The 15,848-nt window shown below is 43.6% G+C and carries 14 protein-coding genes and 1 tRNA gene; 10 read left to right on the top strand and 5 right to left on the bottom strand.

Annotated elements, in window-relative coordinates:
• Window positions 1–69: 69 nt before the first annotated feature.
• The 4 genes from NIES208_RS17370 to NIES208_RS17355 form a co-directional block, all read right to left on the bottom strand.
• A complete protein-coding gene (locus NIES208_RS17370; protein ID WP_075894251.1) occupies window positions 70–804 on the bottom strand; it encodes a cobyrinic acid a,c-diamide synthase in 735 nt (244 codons plus the stop codon).
• A 244-nt stretch (window positions 805–1,048) separates the two neighbouring features.
• Window positions 1,049–2,113, bottom strand: coding sequence for an amino acid ABC transporter substrate-binding protein (locus tag NIES208_RS17365; protein ID WP_075894250.1), 1,065 nt, complete (start codon window positions 2,111–2,113; stop codon window positions 1,049–1,051).
• Between the two features lie 125 nt (window positions 2,114–2,238).
• A tRNA-Val gene (locus NIES208_RS17360) sits at window positions 2,239–2,310 on the bottom strand.
• Window positions 2,311–2,393: 83 nt separating this feature from the next.
• On the bottom strand, window positions 2,394–3,944 hold the full coding sequence (locus NIES208_RS17355; RefSeq protein ID WP_075894249.1) for a DASH family cryptochrome: 1,551 nt from the start codon (window positions 3,942–3,944) through the stop codon (window positions 2,394–2,396).
• Between the two features lie 115 nt (window positions 3,945–4,059).
• On the opposite strand from NIES208_RS17355, the gene NIES208_RS17350 reads away from it, so the two are divergent.
• From NIES208_RS17350 to NIES208_RS17335, 4 genes are all read left to right on the top strand, one after another.
• Window positions 4,060–4,782 (top strand): S-layer homology domain-containing protein, encoded by a 723-nt coding sequence (locus tag NIES208_RS17350; RefSeq protein ID WP_075894248.1) that lies wholly within the window; start codon window positions 4,060–4,062, stop codon window positions 4,780–4,782.
• A gap of 184 nt (window positions 4,783–4,966) precedes the next feature.
• A complete protein-coding gene (locus NIES208_RS17345) occupies window positions 4,967–5,626 on the top strand; it encodes an Npun_F0813 family protein (protein ID WP_075894247.1) in 660 nt (219 codons plus the stop codon).
• A gap of 163 nt (window positions 5,627–5,789) precedes the next feature.
• Window positions 5,790–6,881, top strand: a complete 1,092-nt coding sequence (locus tag NIES208_RS17340; protein ID WP_075894246.1) for a helix-turn-helix domain-containing protein — start codon at window positions 5,790–5,792, stop codon at window positions 6,879–6,881.
• A gap of 103 nt (window positions 6,882–6,984) precedes the next feature.
• Complete coding sequence (locus tag NIES208_RS17335; RefSeq protein WP_225875345.1) at window positions 6,985–8,208, top strand: glycosyltransferase; 1,224 nt, start codon at window positions 6,985–6,987, stop codon at window positions 8,206–8,208.
• 3 nt (window positions 8,209–8,211) lie between these two features.
• Here the strand turns inward: NIES208_RS17335 and NIES208_RS17330 are convergent, their stop codons facing one another.
• Window positions 8,212–9,384, bottom strand: coding sequence for a hypothetical protein (locus NIES208_RS17330; protein ID WP_075894244.1), 1,173 nt, complete (start codon window positions 9,382–9,384; stop codon window positions 8,212–8,214).
• Between the two features lie 396 nt (window positions 9,385–9,780).
• Between NIES208_RS17330 and NIES208_RS17325 the strand changes: the two genes are divergently transcribed.
• From NIES208_RS17325 to NIES208_RS17300, 6 genes are all read left to right on the top strand, one after another.
• On the top strand, window positions 9,781–10,776 hold the full coding sequence (locus NIES208_RS17325; RefSeq protein WP_075894243.1) for a glycosyltransferase family 10 domain-containing protein: 996 nt from the start codon (window positions 9,781–9,783) through the stop codon (window positions 10,774–10,776).
• On the top strand, window positions 10,773–11,786 hold the full coding sequence (locus NIES208_RS17320) for an HAD family hydrolase (RefSeq protein ID WP_075894242.1): 1,014 nt from the start codon (window positions 10,773–10,775) through the stop codon (window positions 11,784–11,786). Before NIES208_RS17325 ends, NIES208_RS17320 begins: the two co-directional genes overlap by 4 nt.
• A 108-nt stretch (window positions 11,787–11,894) precedes the next feature.
• Window positions 11,895–12,806, top strand: a complete 912-nt coding sequence (locus NIES208_RS17315; protein ID WP_171971801.1) for a glycosyltransferase family protein — start codon at window positions 11,895–11,897, stop codon at window positions 12,804–12,806.
• 25 nt (window positions 12,807–12,831) lie between these two features.
• On the top strand, window positions 12,832–13,734 hold the full coding sequence (locus NIES208_RS17310; RefSeq protein WP_075894240.1) for a hypothetical protein: 903 nt from the start codon (window positions 12,832–12,834) through the stop codon (window positions 13,732–13,734).
• A 12-nt stretch (window positions 13,735–13,746) separates the two neighbouring features.
• Window positions 13,747–14,829 carry a glycosyltransferase gene (locus NIES208_RS17305; protein WP_075894239.1) on the top strand — a complete coding sequence of 361 codons (1,083 nt, stop codon included), beginning with the start codon at window positions 13,747–13,749 and terminating at the stop codon, window positions 14,827–14,829.
• 12 nt (window positions 14,830–14,841) lie between these two features.
• Complete coding sequence (locus tag NIES208_RS17300) at window positions 14,842–15,834, top strand: glycosyltransferase family 2 protein (protein ID WP_075894238.1); 993 nt, start codon at window positions 14,842–14,844, stop codon at window positions 15,832–15,834.
• Window positions 15,835–15,848 lie beyond the last annotated feature (14 nt).

Below are 15,848 nucleotides of genomic sequence, written 5' to 3'. Positions count from 1 at the left end.
CTCCCGATCTCTCGCTCTCCCATTCACCGCGTCGTACTTCCGAGCATGCTTAAGTAAAACTCACGTTCATTAGGCAAAGACTGGGTCATGGGCTGGAGCAAAAATGTAGTCAAAATCAAAAATAAGGTATTGACTATTACGGTTAATGGAAAAACCAAACTCAATAACGGTTTCCGTCGAAAAGGTAGCCATAATTAGGGTGACCAGTCTTTTCACAGGGATTTGTGGAATTTGCACATAATATTCTCGTTTCGCGAAAAATACCTTTTCATCCTTGGGGACTACAAGGCTATTAATCCGGTGGGTGTACTGAATCGGCTTAATGTAACGGTTGTAAAATGCGTCTTGGTTGATTTGGAGTTGGTAAAGTTTTTCCTGTTGTTCCCAGCTCATTTGGAAGAGCATTTTTAAGACTTCAAAGCCAAGGATGTAGTTGAGAACCTTGTCTTGTTCTTGTTTTTTGATCACGAGCTGGAGAGCTGATTGTAAATATTGTTCCGGCTGGCGGTGCATATCTTGGGCTGAGTGGATATAAAACTGGCGAATGTAGGTGCGCAGCAGTTTTTCGTTGAGAATGCTGGCAATACGGAACTTTTCTAGATGGTTGCGCATTTGCTCTTGGGTGTCTTGATCCACCAAAATTTTGGCAATGATCCCGTCGGCGGTAAAGTCATCTAAAAATTGGGCTTGGTCTTGGGGAGTCGCCGCACAGAGTAGATGGCAGAGGGAGAGCATGTAGCGGCGTTGTTGCCATGGTAAGCCTTCAACCCATTGACGCACTTCTGTCGGTAATTTATCCAGCATATTGGTTGGGGGTAGATGACTAATGCGGCGGATTGATGCTCTGTCCTATTGTAATTATAGGAAGCTGTTTTCCTGAATATGGCGGCGATCGCTACTTTTTGGGACAATTTTATGCATGCAAACGGCGCTGGGGGGAGTTTTGTGCTCCATGACCAGCATTCCCTAATATTTTTCGATGTTGCTCAAACTATGCTGATAAGTTGAAAATTTAGGCTAAAAAAATTTAGATAATGGGGCGATCGCCCTAACGAAAAGGCGGCGCATAGAGCAGCCCCCCCTCTGTCCACAACGAATTCATGCCCCGCTCTAGGCCGAAGGGTTCACCGAGATTGCGCTCATAAATTTCACCATAATTCCCCACATGTTTAATAATGCGCTGGGCAAAATCATTACTGAGTCCCATATCCTCACCGAGCTGGCCTTCAATGCCAAGAAAACGGCGGACTAAAGGATCTTCGGAGTCAATAAAATCAGCTAAATTGTCAGAATTAATGCCAAATTCTTCCGCTTGAATCAGGGCGTAGGCGATCCATTTAATCGTGTCGAACCAAGGAGAATCATCATTTTTGACGACGGGAGCGAGGGGTTCTTTCGATAAAACGTCTGGTAATAAAGTATGGGCGTTGGGATTGTCCATGGCCGCACGTCGCACAATGAGTTGGGAGCGGTCGGAGGTGGCTCCTTCGCAGAGGCCGGCTTCGTAGGCGTTGTACATTGCGTCGGCATCGTCAAAGACAACGGGTTTGTAGGTAATATTTTTCTGGCGCATGCGGTCAGCAAGGTTTAATTCTGTGGTGGTGCCCGATAAGACACAAATGGATTTGCCTTCGAGATCGGCGATCGCCCCGACACCGCTGGCTGTAGTCACTAAAATACCTTGACCGTCGTAAAACAAAATTGGCGCAAACTCTAAACCCGCTACCGTATCGCGGCTAGTTGTCCAGGTGGTATTCCGGCTGAGGAGATCGACCTGTTCGTTTTGCACCATCTCCAAGCGTTCTTGGGCACTGAGATCCCGAAACTGAACCGCATTCGGATCATCAAATAAAGCGGCGGCGACGGCCCGGCAAAAATCGACATCTAGGCCGGAATAATGGCCTGTTTCATCGACAAAACTAAAGCCCGGCAATTGTCCATTTACACCGCAAACGATCTCTTGTTTGGCTAAAACCTGTTCCAATTTACTCACTCCGTCCGTCGCACTATTCACCGCCGGTTCATCGGGGGGGGCATCGTTCGTACAACCGATAGTGATTAGACTGGCGATCGCCAAGCCAGCCCAACAGTATTTGAGAAACGGATTGATCATTATCTCGCGCGAAGTAGAGACCCCCGCAATTATAACGGAGTGATCTAGATCACAAAAAAAGTTGCCACATTTAGCGACAACTCTTTCGATTTAATTAATGTTTGACTGAATCAAAACCTAAAATATGGGCGTTACTGGATTTGAACCAGTGGCATCCTGCTTGTAAGGCAGGCGCTCTACCACTGAGCTAAACGCCCTTAAGCCTTAACAATATTAACAAGGCTTTGAAGAATGTGCAAGATATTTTGAGATCTTTTTTCAGCTTTTCAGGGGGAACCCTTTAACGCCGCCAGGGCTGGTCTTTGGGGGACGACTTGCGTTTACTGCGATTTTTAGAGCGCCGGGGGGGGTTCGGATCAAGGCCTAGGGCTTTTTGGTAAATGCGCTCGTTTTCCTGCACGGATTGTTGTAAATCGACCATGGGTTTTGGGTAAGTTTCTCCTAGGGTAATGCCATGGCGATCGCCCAACTCTTTGACCGGAATACGCCAAGGTTGGTGGATTTGCTCACCGGGGAGCGATTTAAGCTCCGGTATCCAGTGACGCACATACTTGCCTTGGGGGTCATAATCTTTAGCCTGTTTTGGAATATTAAAATACCGGAAACCCCGCGCATCATTGCCCACACCAGCGGTATAGTTCCAATTGCCCCAGTTGCTGCACACATCATAATCAATGAGCTGAGACTCAAACCACTCTGCCCCCAGTCGCCAATCAATGCCGAGATTTTTGGTGAGAAAACTACCCACATTTTGCCGCCCGCGATTGGACATAAAGCCTGTCTGGAGTAGCTCCCGCATGTTGGCATCAACAAAGGGAATGCCCGTTTGACCCGTCCGCCACAACTCAAACGCCTCAAGATCACGTTTCCACGGAATTTTCACCCCCTGCAATCCTTCCGGCTGGAAAATTTTAATGCCATGTTTGGCGCTAATCCACCGAAAATAATCCCGCCATAATAGTTCAAAAATCAGCCAGTAGGTCGAATCATTCGCCACACGTTCTGCTTCGTATTGGGCGACTTGGGCGGCAATGTAGCGAGCCGAGAGACAGCCCTGTGCTAACCATGGCGAAAATTTCGAGGAGTAATCTGCCCCTAAAAGACCATTGCGGGTTTTTTTGTAGTGCTTGAGGTGATTGCCCTGCCAAAAATAATCCTTTAGGCGTTTAATCCCCTCTGTCTCACCGCCCACAAAGTTTAAAACACCCCGGCGATCGCCCTCGACTTTTGCCAAACCCAAGTCTTTTAGAGTCGGAATATCACCCAGTTTGTTTGCTAATTTCCTAGGAAGCGGCGGCAATGTTGTGGGTTGCGGTAAAGCCGGAGCAATTTCTGCGTACTTTTCGACAGTTTTGCGGAATTTGGTAAAGACTTCCGGCACTTGGGGCATGCCAAACGGTAACTCTGCAGGCTCATGGAGGGTTGTCCCCCAGAAAGTTTGTACCGCGACCTTTTGTTGGTTCAGCGCTTTTTTGAGGCGTTTTTCGACGCGCATTTCTTCGGAGGTGACTTCCCTATGCCAATACACAGACTCAATTTTGTACTGTGCACAGAGTTGGGGAATAATCACCTCTGGTTTTCCAGAGCGAATCAGCAAATTGTTGCCTCGTTCTTGTAACGATGCTCTTAAATCAGCAACACTTTCCCGTAAAAATTGCCCACGAAAATTGCCAGTTTTGGGAAAACCAGAGGCGGTCGTGGCAAATTCCCTCGGATCAAAACAATATAAAGGTACAATTTCTGCACCTTGCTGGCGGGCAGTATCTAGGGGCTGGTGGTCATGGAGCCGTAGATCGTGGCGATACCATAACAAAATTCTTGGAGGGTGCATAGCAATACAATCGAGGTCAGACGGGAATTTTAGGGTTGGACGCTCGGAAATTTTCTGGGGTAAAGTCTACTTAGTATAACGAGCTACTTTTGTGGTGTCTTGGAGGATATGGGTTATGGCAAGTTTGAATGGATGCCAACGGCTAATGGCGGGTTGTCTCGGTGGGGCGATCGCCGCTTTTCCCCATACCGTTGCAGCACAGTCACTAACGGATATCAACGGGCATTGGGCAGAGCGCTGTATTCAACATCTCCAGCAGCGGGATATCGTGCAAGGTTATCCAGACCAAACCTTTCGTCCGAACGAACCCGTGACCCGCACCGAATTTGCCGCCTTTGTGAACCGCGCTTTTCCTGAGACGACAGAGCAAGCCTTTGCGATTGATTACCGTGATCTCGACGAAACCTATTGGGGTTTAACGCCCATTGATCGAGCGACCCGTACCGGCTTTATGACGGGTTATCCCGACGGCACCTTTAAGCCCACGCGCAATATTCCCCGCTACGAAATTCTCCTTGCCCTTGTGGCCGGCCTCAACTATGTCCCCCAAGGCAATCCCCAAACTTTGATCCCCCAGTACTATGAAGATGCTGCAGAGTTGCCCGCCTTTGCCTATCCGGCGATCGCCGCCGCCACCGAACAACAACTCATTGTGAACTACCCCAATATTCGTCAGCTAAACCCCCAACAATGGGCTAGCCGAGCCGAAGTTGCCAGTTTTCTTTGCCGGGCCCTCGACACAACAGGCACCATTCCATCCCAATACATCGTTGAACAGCCAACCGCGACACCCTTCAATCGCCAACCACCCCGTTCAATCCCGACCCTCACACCATAATTGCCCCGGAGAATCCGTAACCTTGGCATGAAACTTCACACGTAAACTATTCCCTTTGGGCAACCCTGTGCCAATATAAACATGCGAAAGCTTACCTAAGATAAAAAAACATTTCTCCTAAAAAAAACTTGACAGCCCGTCCCAATCCTTGCCCAGCAACAGAGAGGGAGTCATAAAATAGCCCATGCTCATTCTGAAACGGAAAGATGTAGACATCGCCAATGTCCAGCATCCCAAGCGGGAACAAGCCATTCCCATTCTCAACTACCAAGGACAGACCTTCCGCCTGATTAGCGTTTTTAGTGCCAGTCAGGAAGAAGAAGCACGGGGATTTTGGCGCGATCTAACAGACAACCAAGGTAAATTTTGTATCCTCCTCGAAGAAACAGAGCGCTTTAGCGTTTGGGGGAAAATTCGTGTGGAGCAGCTTGGCGGTGAGGAAGATGCTTCCAGCCAAATGGTTCCTTTGACCCAAGCTTGTATTATTCTGCTGCAAACCGTTTATTTCGATTTAGAAGATCTATTTGGCGCACGTCAAGCCGGACAATTTAATAACGAATTAATCAAAGTTCTGCAACAGTGGAATTTTCCCCAACTGAAGAATGTTCAAGACCTCGGTAAGATTATTGATGAAGATCCCCTAGAGGGGAGTGTGCCACCGTGGGAAGAACATCATTTGATCACGTTGCTGCAGGAAATGCACCGCATTGGCAAAGCGTATTTTGGTAATGACTCCTTTGCGGAAGGCATTAGTGAATTATTGGTTGATCTGTCGCCAGAAGAGCAAAAATATTTCCGTGGTTGGCTCGGTCAATCGCCCTTGGGTCAAATGTGGCGTTGGTAAAGGTTTATTGGTGATTTGACTTTAGTAACAAGATTCCGTTAATTCGTCATTAAAACAGAGTCGCTCGTTCCTTGAGGCGATACACTAGTAAAGCTAATCACTGCTAGCTACTGAGTGGTGATCAGCCGTTATATTTTTAGCCTAGAGTTTCTCTGAAGACTATATGAGCCCTCGCAAACTCACTGATGCGGATAAAGAAGAATTATTAGTTGCCTATCGTGATACGGCCGAAACAACGTCAACTTTGGCGGAGCGGTATGGTGTGAGTAGCTCGACGATCAGTCGTTTTTTGAAGAGTCGTCTGAGTGGTGAGGAATATGAGGATCTCATTCAGAAAAAGCGTTTAGGTCGTAGTAATAGCCTTAAAAAAGCGAAGGCTGAGAAAAAGTCTAGCCGTAAGGTGACGAAAAAGGTTGTCAGTGAAGATAAGCCGACAAAGGCTGCACCGAAGAAAAGGGTTGCTAAACCGAAGCTTTCAGAGGAGCTAAAGGATGAGAGTAATGCTCCGGTAGAAAAAACATCGTCTGCTGTAGATGAGCAAGAGCAAACTCCAAAGCGCCGTACGCGTTCCCGGCGATCGCGCCCAAAGACTGAGGAAAAACCCTTACCTCTCTTACAAGAGCTAGAAGATCAGCAAAGTGCTCAACCCACCACCAGCGACATGGAGCAGCCAGAACCGCAAGGGGATGACCTGACGACTGAGACTTCTGTGTCTGATGAAGAAAATAATGCGGATCTAGAAGTGAATGCAGATCTTTTAGCTTTGGCTCAAGAGATTCGTTTAGGCGATCGCCAACAGGCCCTCAAAGAGCTTTTAGGCGACGACATCGACGATGAAGAAGAAGACGACGAGGAAGAATACGATGACGACGACGATCAAGATGACACGGAGACTGAACCCCGTTATCTCCCTGATCAGGTGCAAATTCTGCCCCTGAACGAAGCCTCTTTTCCCCGAACCTGTTACGTGGTTACGGATCGGATGTCGGAGCTGATTGCCCGTCCCTTGAAAGAATTTCGTGAATTAGGGCAAATTCCAGAGGAGGAAACAAGCCAGAGAACGCTACCAATTTTTGATAACCATCGCGTCGCTAAACGCTTTACCCATGGGCGATCGCAAAAAGTGATCAAGGTTCCTGATAGCCGCCTATTTCTCAAAACGACCAGCTGTCTAGCCGCCAAAGGTATTACCCGTGTTCTACTCGACGGTCAAGTATACGCTTTGTCACTAGAAGCTGCTGAAACGACCCCCTAAGCCACGTAAATAAATGTCGTAAATAATTTATCTAAACATTAGGATAGAAATAACAATTTTTCTATTGCCGCTGTTGTATTAAGGCCTGATGAAAATATTAATTATGAATGCTTCCGACGTGAAAGGAGGCGCTGCAAAAGTCGGTTATCTTCTTGCTAAAGGCCTGATCGAACGTCACCATGAAGTTTGCTACCTGGTTAAAAACCAGTCCGTTTCTGACTCTTTTATTCAAGAAATCCCTGCTCCAAAGGAAAAATCAAGTTCCCGTTCTATTCCTGAAAGAATTATCCATCGTCTCGGTATTAATGAATTAGGCCTTACCAACCCTTTTCCCTATCAGCTGGAACGAGATTTCCTGAAACAGTTTGATCTTATTCATCTCCATGATTTACCCAGCTTTAATTTATCTGGTTTACCTTGGCTAACCCGTCAGGTTCCTACTGTTTGGACATTACATAGTATGGCGCCCTTTACAGGGAATTGTAGCTACTCCTACGACTGCGATCGCTGGCAAAAAAATTGCGGTAATTGTCCACAATTTGGCCAGTTTCCGTTACTTTGGTACCACCGTGATGGCTCTCGATTGAACCTTAACTTAAAGCGATTAATTTATCGATTCAGTAATTTGCATATTGTGGGTGTCTCCCAGTGGATTAGCGATGCGGCGAGGCAAAGTGTCTTTGGTCATTTGCCCGTTTCGACAATTCTAAATCCCGTTCAAACTGACAACTTTTTTCCGATCGCCGATAAGCTAGCTCTTCGACAAGAATTAAATATTCCATTAGATGCCTCGGTCATTCTATTTTCAGTTTCAGGCAAGATTGAAGACAATCGCAAAGGATTAGATCTGATGCTGGCGGCTCTCCCCCAGCTGGCGCTGGATGATATTTATTTAATTCCTTTAGGAATTGCGGGAAATAGTAAGAAAATATCAGAAGCTTTCGCTCCATATGCTCACCGTAATTTTGAACATATTAGCGATGTTGTCTTGCTCAATAAATTGTTAAATGCCGCAGATGTTGTGTGGCATCCGAGTCGCGCTGATAATTTGCCGTTAATGGTGATTGAGGCTTTTGCTGCTGGTACACCTGTGATTGCGGCAGCGGTGGGTGGTGTTCCTGAAATCATGGGAGACCGTGATGTGGGCTTGTCTATTACGCCAGATAGTTCGCAAGCTTTGGTCGAGGCAACCCAGATATTTTTTCGGCGATCGCCCAAAGAACGCCAAATAATGGGAGAGCGAGCCGTTAGTTACGCTATAGAAACCTTTTCACTAGATCAGTTTTTAACAGCCCATGAAACCTTATTTAAATCATTACTGCCATAACAATCAATCTTGTTTAAAAAAAATAGACTGAAGCTTATTCTGAACTTTCTGAACAAATTTATTGGCTCGTTGCTTCAGTAAAAACAATTTGCCCCGAACGCCGTAACCTTGAGACAGCAACCAAGCATCAAAATTTTGGTAGAGCTTTTTACATTCAGGATTTTCTAATAATTTGCCATAGCGAGTCGTAAAAGCTAGCTTATCCTGTTGAAATCGCTGGATATTCTCTGGCGTTAAAGAAACATTACTATTACTCCAACCGGCGATCGGATCAATGAGATCTCGTCCCAACTGAGTTAATGCCTTTGCGAAAATTTGTTCTTCAGAAAAATAAGGATGGGCTTTTTCCAACGCATTCATGTAGAGATCAAAGGGAAGATAAAACAAAAATGGGTGATGGGGAGATTGATGAAAAGTATTACCATCACTACCTGAATAGGTGAAAGCCCGCATCATCGAACCAAAATCAAATACCTTAACTTGCAACTCCTGTGACAGGTGGTAGCCAATGATTTTAGAAATGCCACCAAGGGAAATAAAGGCAGTATCAATTTGTTGCTCAAGAATGATCTGTTTAATTTCTTGATAAATTTGGGTTTGATTCTTAGAGACATTGCGTCCATCTTCTGGTGGTTGATAAAAATAAAAATCAACATCTTCGGCAATAAAATCCCTTGCGAGTTCTCGATAGGCTGGTGTTTGAAAAAGCTCCTTAAAAATAGCTGACTCTGCCCCCACAAATAGACATTTGCGATGGCGGGTAAACTCTTTAAATTCATAAAAAACCCATGGAAAAAATACATGGGAGCATTTGTCTGATGGATTTTTATCTGTATTTTCGGCTCTATTTAATGTTAATCGATTAAGTTTTTCTGAAGACACATCAAAATAACTTTGATCATCTAGGTAATCACATTTTTCGTATGCTTCTAAAAGTTTAGGATAATCTTCTAGAGTGATGCCGGGGTGACACCAATTTTTCATGGTGTTTTCGGAAAGGTTATCCATTTCTAAATCAAACTTTAAGGGGTTTCCTTCTTGAAAATGAACCATAAAGGCAAGCTCTAAATCACCCATTCTCAAATAAGAAAATCCCTTCTGGGAATTTTGTAAGAGCTGTGTTAATCTTTCTGCTTCTTGACGGAATTCAGTGTTGTAATTGTCTGGAAACTTCATATTAGAAATAGGGGCTTGATAACGAGTTTTCTATTCACTCTATGTCTTTTTTTTGCTATGTGTAGCTGCTGGATTTCATGACCTGCTAAGGATCGGATCTGTTTGTATTTTAACGTGTTTTTTCGGTGGGAGATAATTTTATGGAGGCAGTGTTGTGGCACTGTGTTTGTTGAATTAGGAGAAACTGGTTGTTGTCAATATTTAATTAGTTGGTTCTTGCAAAGATGGTGTAAAGTTTATTGTGCTTGTCCTGTGGTTCGGTAAGATAGCGTTAGGCTTGGGCTGCTAGAGTCTATATTATGTCGGTCTTTAGTATTGAGTCATTGGGTCTGATGGGCTTTTTTCCTGTAGACGCATTCTTCCGTAGTAACTTTTGACGGTGTATGTTGTAAACGAATGAATGATTTACGAAAAATCAAGGTTTCTTTTCCGTATAAGGATTCTTATTTTTGGCATTTACAGCATTCTGCTCCCCAGCGTCGGCAGCAATGGCAAGATTTAGAGTTTGATTTTGATAATCGCTATGGGGAGTATGATGGCTGGGTCGTTTGGCAGAGTTATAAGGGCATTGAAGGGGAAGAGTGTTGTTATTGTCCTCCGAATAAAACGGTCTTGATTGTGCGAGAACCACCTGATGTTATTGAGTTGCCTGATGATTATGTGAAGCAGTTTGCTGCTGTTGTTATTCCGGATAGGCGGGTACGGCATCCAAATCATTATTTTGAGCAATTTGGTCAGGTCTGGCATATTGAGCGTGATTATGATGAGCTGCAAGGGATGGAGCCATTGACGAAAAGCAAGGTTTTATCGGCGGTGATTTCTGCGAAGACGGATTTGGTGGGTCATCGTCAGCGATTGGAGTTTGTCAATGTTTTGAAGCGACGTTTTGGCGATCGCCTCGATCATTTTGGTCGTGGGATTAACCCTATTAAGGATAAGTGGGATGCGGTTGCGCCCTATCGATACCATGTCACGTTAGAAAATGGTGAGTGGGATCATTATTGGACAGAGAAGTTAGTGGATGCTTATTTGGCGTGGTGTCTGCCGATTTATGTGGGTGCTCCCAATATTCAAGACTATTTTGATCCACGCAGTTTAATTATTGTTGATCCACGCAAGCCGCAGCGGGCAATTGAAATAATTGAAGAGGCGATCGCCACAGACGCTTGGGCAAAGGCATTGCCTTACATTCGAGAAGCGAGACAAAAAATCCTAAATGAATATCATCTTTATGGTCTGCTAGAGCGTATTTTAAACAACACAGAACCAGAACCGAAGGTGCACGTGAAGCTAACGTCCAATACGGATATATCTTTTTCACCGCGCCAACAGTTCGGTCAGCGGCTTCGTAATGGTAAACAAAAACTCAAGTCTTTACTGCGGCTCCCATGAACTTTGACCTTGATCCCCACCTCGATAGCCTTGCGGAAACTTCCCTTGCCCAATTAAGGCGACCGACAACTTTGCCCTTACCGGAAAAGCAATTTGTTGATTATTCTCCTGTTTCAATGGCCGGCGATCGCCAAATTTGGGAAACATTTTTACAATCCTCATCCTGTCCTTTCCAGCAAGAAATACCCGAATTAGCTGGTAAAGTCGCCGTTTTTGACCTTGATGAAACAATTTTAATGAACAGTTTTATCTCCCCAGAAATTTGGGAGTTAGGTGATGGCTATACAGACAAAACAATTGTTCCAGCTTTTTACTACAGCATGCTTCAAAGTTCCCTCAAAGGCCGTTTCCAAAAACTACTGGGCAGAACTCACTACGACACAAAGAACACCAAGCGCCACCCTTTTTTGCAACAACCTCGACATATCGTCATGTGCCGACCCGGTATGCTCTACGGTCTAAATTGGTTAAAAAATCAAGGTGTGGTACTCATTCTCGCCACAGCTAGTGCTAGGGAGCGCGTTCAGTATTTGAGTCATCGGTTTGCAATGTTCCGGGAGATTTTTGAAGATCGCATCATTACCGCCAATGAGATAGCTTATTTTTATGGTCAAAATCGTGAGATGTCCGAGATCTCTATGGTTGAAAAAAATATCCTCCTACAGCGACCGCAATCCCTTGCCGCAAAAGTTCCTGCAATCTTTAATTTCTTTTTAAAGATTAATGACTATGATGTTTTGGTAGATGATTCACAAACAACAACAAAAATATTTAAAAATACGCCATTAACAGAAAAACTGTTACCTATCAAATCCGATCAAGCAGTTAGCAGCTATGGGCTAAAAATCATTATTAAAACAGTAGAAAGGCTCCTAGGGCGATCCCTCAACACATCCATAAAAAACCATGGCAGTCAACAGCAACCATGGCGTGACATTATTACCCGCGTTGAAGATCCTTACTATTGGCCGCTATGCCATATGAGTGATCAACTCAAGCTTAATGACTAAGCTAGATTTTAAAATGATTAAACATTATTTTTATGCCCCTAAAAAACGTTTTAAACCACAATTTTTATTGACAATCAATCATTGGTAAAAAAATAATTAATGCAGAATATGAGTAGTCAAAAAGAGACCGTTGCGATCATCATCATGAACCGCGATCGCCCAACCATAACCGACAATGTTGTGGAGCAAGTGCAAACAATGGGGAAAAACTTTGACACGTCCCTTTTTGTCGTAGAAGCCGGTAGTCAGCCAGACAAACGCTCTAAGTATGCAACTCATTTTTTCGGCGATCGCAACTACAAAGGTCGTTACTATGCCTTTAATCAAGGCTTGAAATTTGCCCATCAAGAAAAGCCAGAATACGACTACTACTGGTTTGTCGTCAATGACATTATTTTTCCCGAAGGCGAAGACACCCTACAGTTACTATGGGAAGCCCTACAAGAAGACCCCCGCATGGCAGCCATTGGGCCTGGAGAACCAGAAGCCGAAGACTACAAAGGATGTCACCCAAAACCAGAATTACGTAAATGGCATAAAGCCTCAACAATTCACGGCTTAGCAATGCTGATGCGTGGTGAAGCATATCGTGAAGTCGGCTACTGTAATCCGCAATTTTACTACTCCCAAGGGGCTAGCTCCGAATTAGCCTACAAACTCTATAAAAATAATTGGTTTCTTGCCTACTCAGATATCGCAAATATTTACCACGATCAAAGCGGTAGTACCTATGGCGTTGTCACCAAAATTTCTCGCCACGAATACCATCGCCGAGCCCGTAACTTCGCTTCAAAATATTTCCGTAAACATTATGGTGAAAACTGGGATGAAGTCTTTGCTAGCGTACTACCATCAGATGTAGAAGAAAATACCTTTCCTTGGCATCGAAAAGTATGGGATACCCCGCTAAAACGTAATTGGAAAGAGTTTTATCCTTGGTTTTGGAAATTTGGCTCTCAAATTAAAACCATGTTGAGAAACGTTGGTTTGCTACCCAACACAAAAAGCAATTCAGTTTAATTTTGAACCCATACATACTTAACTTATGTCTTTAGGATCTTTATATCTAAAACTCCAACAAAAATTTGGACATGGACTGGATACTGCTTATTATCGAGATTACGTTAGACCTAAAATTCTAGAAACTCGTCCTATTGCAGAGACTGGTGATTATAGTTGCGAAATTCACGTGTTTACCTCCGCAAGAGATTTTATCAATTTAATGTGGGGTTTAAAGAGTTTTTATCATTACTCCAAGAAAAACTATGCCCTCTGTATTCACTGTGATCAAAGTATTGGTGATGAAGAATTAAGCATTTTAAAAACTCATTTTCCTCAAGGAAACGTTGTGCCTTGGTCAGAGGCAATGCCTAAAGTAATGGAGTGGCTAAAAGCATACCCTCTCTGCACTGCTGTCCGTAAAGAACGAGTTATTTCAGTTAAAGAATTCGATTTTTTATACTATCTTAACTCGGACAGAATGCTGTTATTTGATAGTGATTTACTCTTCTTTGCCAAGCCTGATCATTTAATCAATATTATCGATGATCAAACCTATAATTTAAACTCGGTAAACGGTGATATTGAAACCTGTTATTCATTAGATACAGAAACTCTGCGATCCCTCGTTGATTTTGAGGTGATTGAGCGATTTAATTCTGGTTTGGGTCTTGTTCATAAGGCTGCCTTAAGCTTAGATTTATTTGAATCCTTTCTTGCTCTACCCGGAATTTTGAATCACAAATGGCGCTTTGAGCAGACTTTGATGGCCTTGGCGAGTTGCCGTTATGGTGCTGAATTATTACCAGTGGAATATGATGTTTATTTAGGAAAAGATCTAAATAAGTTAATGCCAATGCGTCACTATGTTGGAGAGATTCGTCATTTGATGTATAGCGAAGGTATGCGGCAATTAACCAAACAGGGTTTTTTGCGAGAATTAACGTGAGCGGAAGGTGCTATGAGTTTAGATAAAAAGGCACTCAATGTTTTGATGATGCCTGACTATCGTCAGGATAATCCTTACCAAAATTTACTATCTGAGGCTCTTGAAAAAGATGGTCTAAAGGTTACTTTCTGTGAGGGTTATTATCGTATTTTTCCAATCTGGAGACAAATTAATAAGCAAAAGAAAATTTGTGATGTTTTACATTTGCATTGGCTTAATCCCTATTTGAAAGGGGAAAACTGGTTTGTTAAATTTGTCTATTGCATTAAATTTTTAATTGATATTTGCCTAGTTAAGTTGCTAGGCGTAAAAATTGTTTGGACAATTCATAATCTTGCGGCTCACAACACGAAATTCCCTCGCCTTGAAAAAGTTGTAAAACAATGTTTTTTGTGGCTGAATGATCAGACGATTGTTCATAGTGAAGCGGCAAAGGTGCTGGTTCTACAGGCTTATTTTGTGAGCGAAGCTAAGGTTACAGTTATTCCCCATGGGCATTATCGTGATGTCTATCCGGCGGCGATCGCCCCAGAGTTAGCCCGTGAAAAATTAGGATTACCGCCAACAGGGTTGATTTTTCTGAATTTTGGTCTACTAAAGCCCTATAAAGGTGTGGATAAACTAATTGAAATTTGGCGATCCCATTCCGAAGACTTGCAGGATACTCAGTTGCTGATTGTCGGAAAAGCATTAGACGAAGACTATGGCGAAACTCTGATGCAGCTCTCAGCCTCCGTTGGGGGTATTGAGCTACGCGATGAATTTGTCCCCGAAACTGAAATTCACCTTTACTTTAGTGCTGCGGATGTGGTGGTACTGCCTTTCCAGCAAATTCTCACCTCTGGCAGTCTTTTGCTGGCGATGTCCTATGGCAAGCCAATTATTGCGCCAAGGTTTGCGAGCCTCGAAGAAACTATCGGCAATGCATCAGATCTTTTGTATGATGCTGATCAGGAGGATGCACTGTGGCAAATTATTCAGCGGGCAACTGCTCAGTCTGACTTAATGGATTTGAGTCAGCGTACAAAGATAGTCTGCGATGCTTTAAATTGGTCGGCGATCGCCAAACGAACTAGAGACTTATATCAATCCTAACCCGTCGATTTTATGGATATTAAAGTCAGTATTTTAATCCCGTGTTATAACGCCAAAAAATGGATCGCTGCGTCCATAGAAAGCGCCTTAAATCAAACTTATCTTAATAAAGAAATCATCGTTGTTGATGACGGTTCCACAGATGGCAGTTTAGAAATTGTTAAAAGCTTTGGCGACAAAATTATTTGGGAAACTCAACCGAACCAAGGCGGCAATATTACGCGCAATAACCTATTAAAATTGAGTACTGGAGAATGGGTTCAGTACCTAGATGCGGATGATTATTTAAAGTCAGAAAAGATTGCTAACCAAATGGCTATCGTTGACAAAAACCCTAGCCTTGATATTGTTTGTAGCCCTGCCCTGACTGAATATCACCGAAATGGCACTATTGAATATGAGTCTAGCGCTGGGCTGACACCAAAAGACCCTTGGATTTTATTAGCAAAGTGGGCCTTGCCCCAAACCGGTGGATCCCTCTGGAGAAAACAGGCGATCGCCGACGTTGGCGGTTGGAATGAAGCCTTGACCTGCTGCCAAGAACACGAACTTTACTCAAGATTATTAATCGGTGGCAAACAGTTCGGATATTTAGATAAATCAGAAGCTATTTATCGTATTTGGAGCGAAAAAACAGTTTCCCGCAAAAATCCCCTTTTACCCCTAAAAAATCGTTTAAAAGTCCAAGATAATATTGAAGCCCACCTGCTTAGTATCAAGCAAATGACACCAGAGCGGCAACGGGCAATTAGCCAAGCAAGATTTGACTGTGCCCGGGTTCTGTATCCCCAAGATCAAAAGTTAGCAGTAAAGCTAATTAAGAAAATAAAAAAACAAGATTCAGACTTTGTTCCATCGGGCAATACAAGTCCAGAATCATACAAATTTTTATTTAAGACATTTGGCTTTAAAGTTGCACAGGGTAATCGCATCAAAAAAAGAGGTCAAAATATGCCCGAATCAGCAAGGATCTTCAGCAAAAAATTATTGTCTAAGCCAGCTTGATATCGTTTCATCTT

It is taken from the genome of [Limnothrix rosea] IAM M-220 (genome assembly GCF_001904615.1).
In the GTDB taxonomy this organism is placed as follows: Bacteria; Cyanobacteriota; Cyanobacteriia; order Cyanobacteriales; family MRBY01; genus MRBY01.
The sequence above is the reverse complement of the archived record's forward strand: the minus strand, read 5'-3'. Positions and strand labels throughout refer to the sequence as shown.

Coding starts and splice junctions, on each gene's coding strand:
- NIES208_RS17370 (WP_075894251.1), bottom strand. CDS start 804: ATGCTGGATAAATTACCGACAGAAGTGCGTCAATGGGTTGAAGGCTTA.
- NIES208_RS17365 (WP_075894250.1), bottom strand. CDS start 2,113: ATGATCAATCCGTTTCTCAAATACTGTTGGGCTGGCTTGGCGATCGCC.
- NIES208_RS17355 (WP_075894249.1), bottom strand. CDS start 3,944: ATGCACCCTCCAAGAATTTTGTTATGGTATCGCCACGATCTACGGCTC.
- NIES208_RS17350 (WP_075894248.1), top strand. CDS start 4,060: ATGGCAAGTTTGAATGGATGCCAACGGCTAATGGCGGGTTGTCTCGGT.
- NIES208_RS17345 (WP_075894247.1), top strand. CDS start 4,967: ATGCTCATTCTGAAACGGAAAGATGTAGACATCGCCAATGTCCAGCAT.
- NIES208_RS17340 (WP_075894246.1), top strand. CDS start 5,790: ATGAGCCCTCGCAAACTCACTGATGCGGATAAAGAAGAATTATTAGTT.
- NIES208_RS17335 (WP_225875345.1), top strand. CDS start 6,985: ATGAATGCTTCCGACGTGAAAGGAGGCGCTGCAAAAGTCGGTTATCTT.
- NIES208_RS17330 (WP_075894244.1), bottom strand. CDS start 9,384: ATGAAGTTTCCAGACAATTACAACACTGAATTCCGTCAAGAAGCAGAA.
- NIES208_RS17325 (WP_075894243.1), top strand. CDS start 9,781: ATGAATGATTTACGAAAAATCAAGGTTTCTTTTCCGTATAAGGATTCT.
- NIES208_RS17320 (WP_075894242.1), top strand. CDS start 10,773: ATGAACTTTGACCTTGATCCCCACCTCGATAGCCTTGCGGAAACTTCC.
- NIES208_RS17315 (WP_171971801.1), top strand. CDS start 11,895: ATGAGTAGTCAAAAAGAGACCGTTGCGATCATCATCATGAACCGCGAT.
- NIES208_RS17310 (WP_075894240.1), top strand. CDS start 12,832: ATGTCTTTAGGATCTTTATATCTAAAACTCCAACAAAAATTTGGACAT.
- NIES208_RS17305 (WP_075894239.1), top strand. CDS start 13,747: ATGAGTTTAGATAAAAAGGCACTCAATGTTTTGATGATGCCTGACTAT.
- NIES208_RS17300 (WP_075894238.1), top strand. CDS start 14,842: ATGGATATTAAAGTCAGTATTTTAATCCCGTGTTATAACGCCAAAAAA.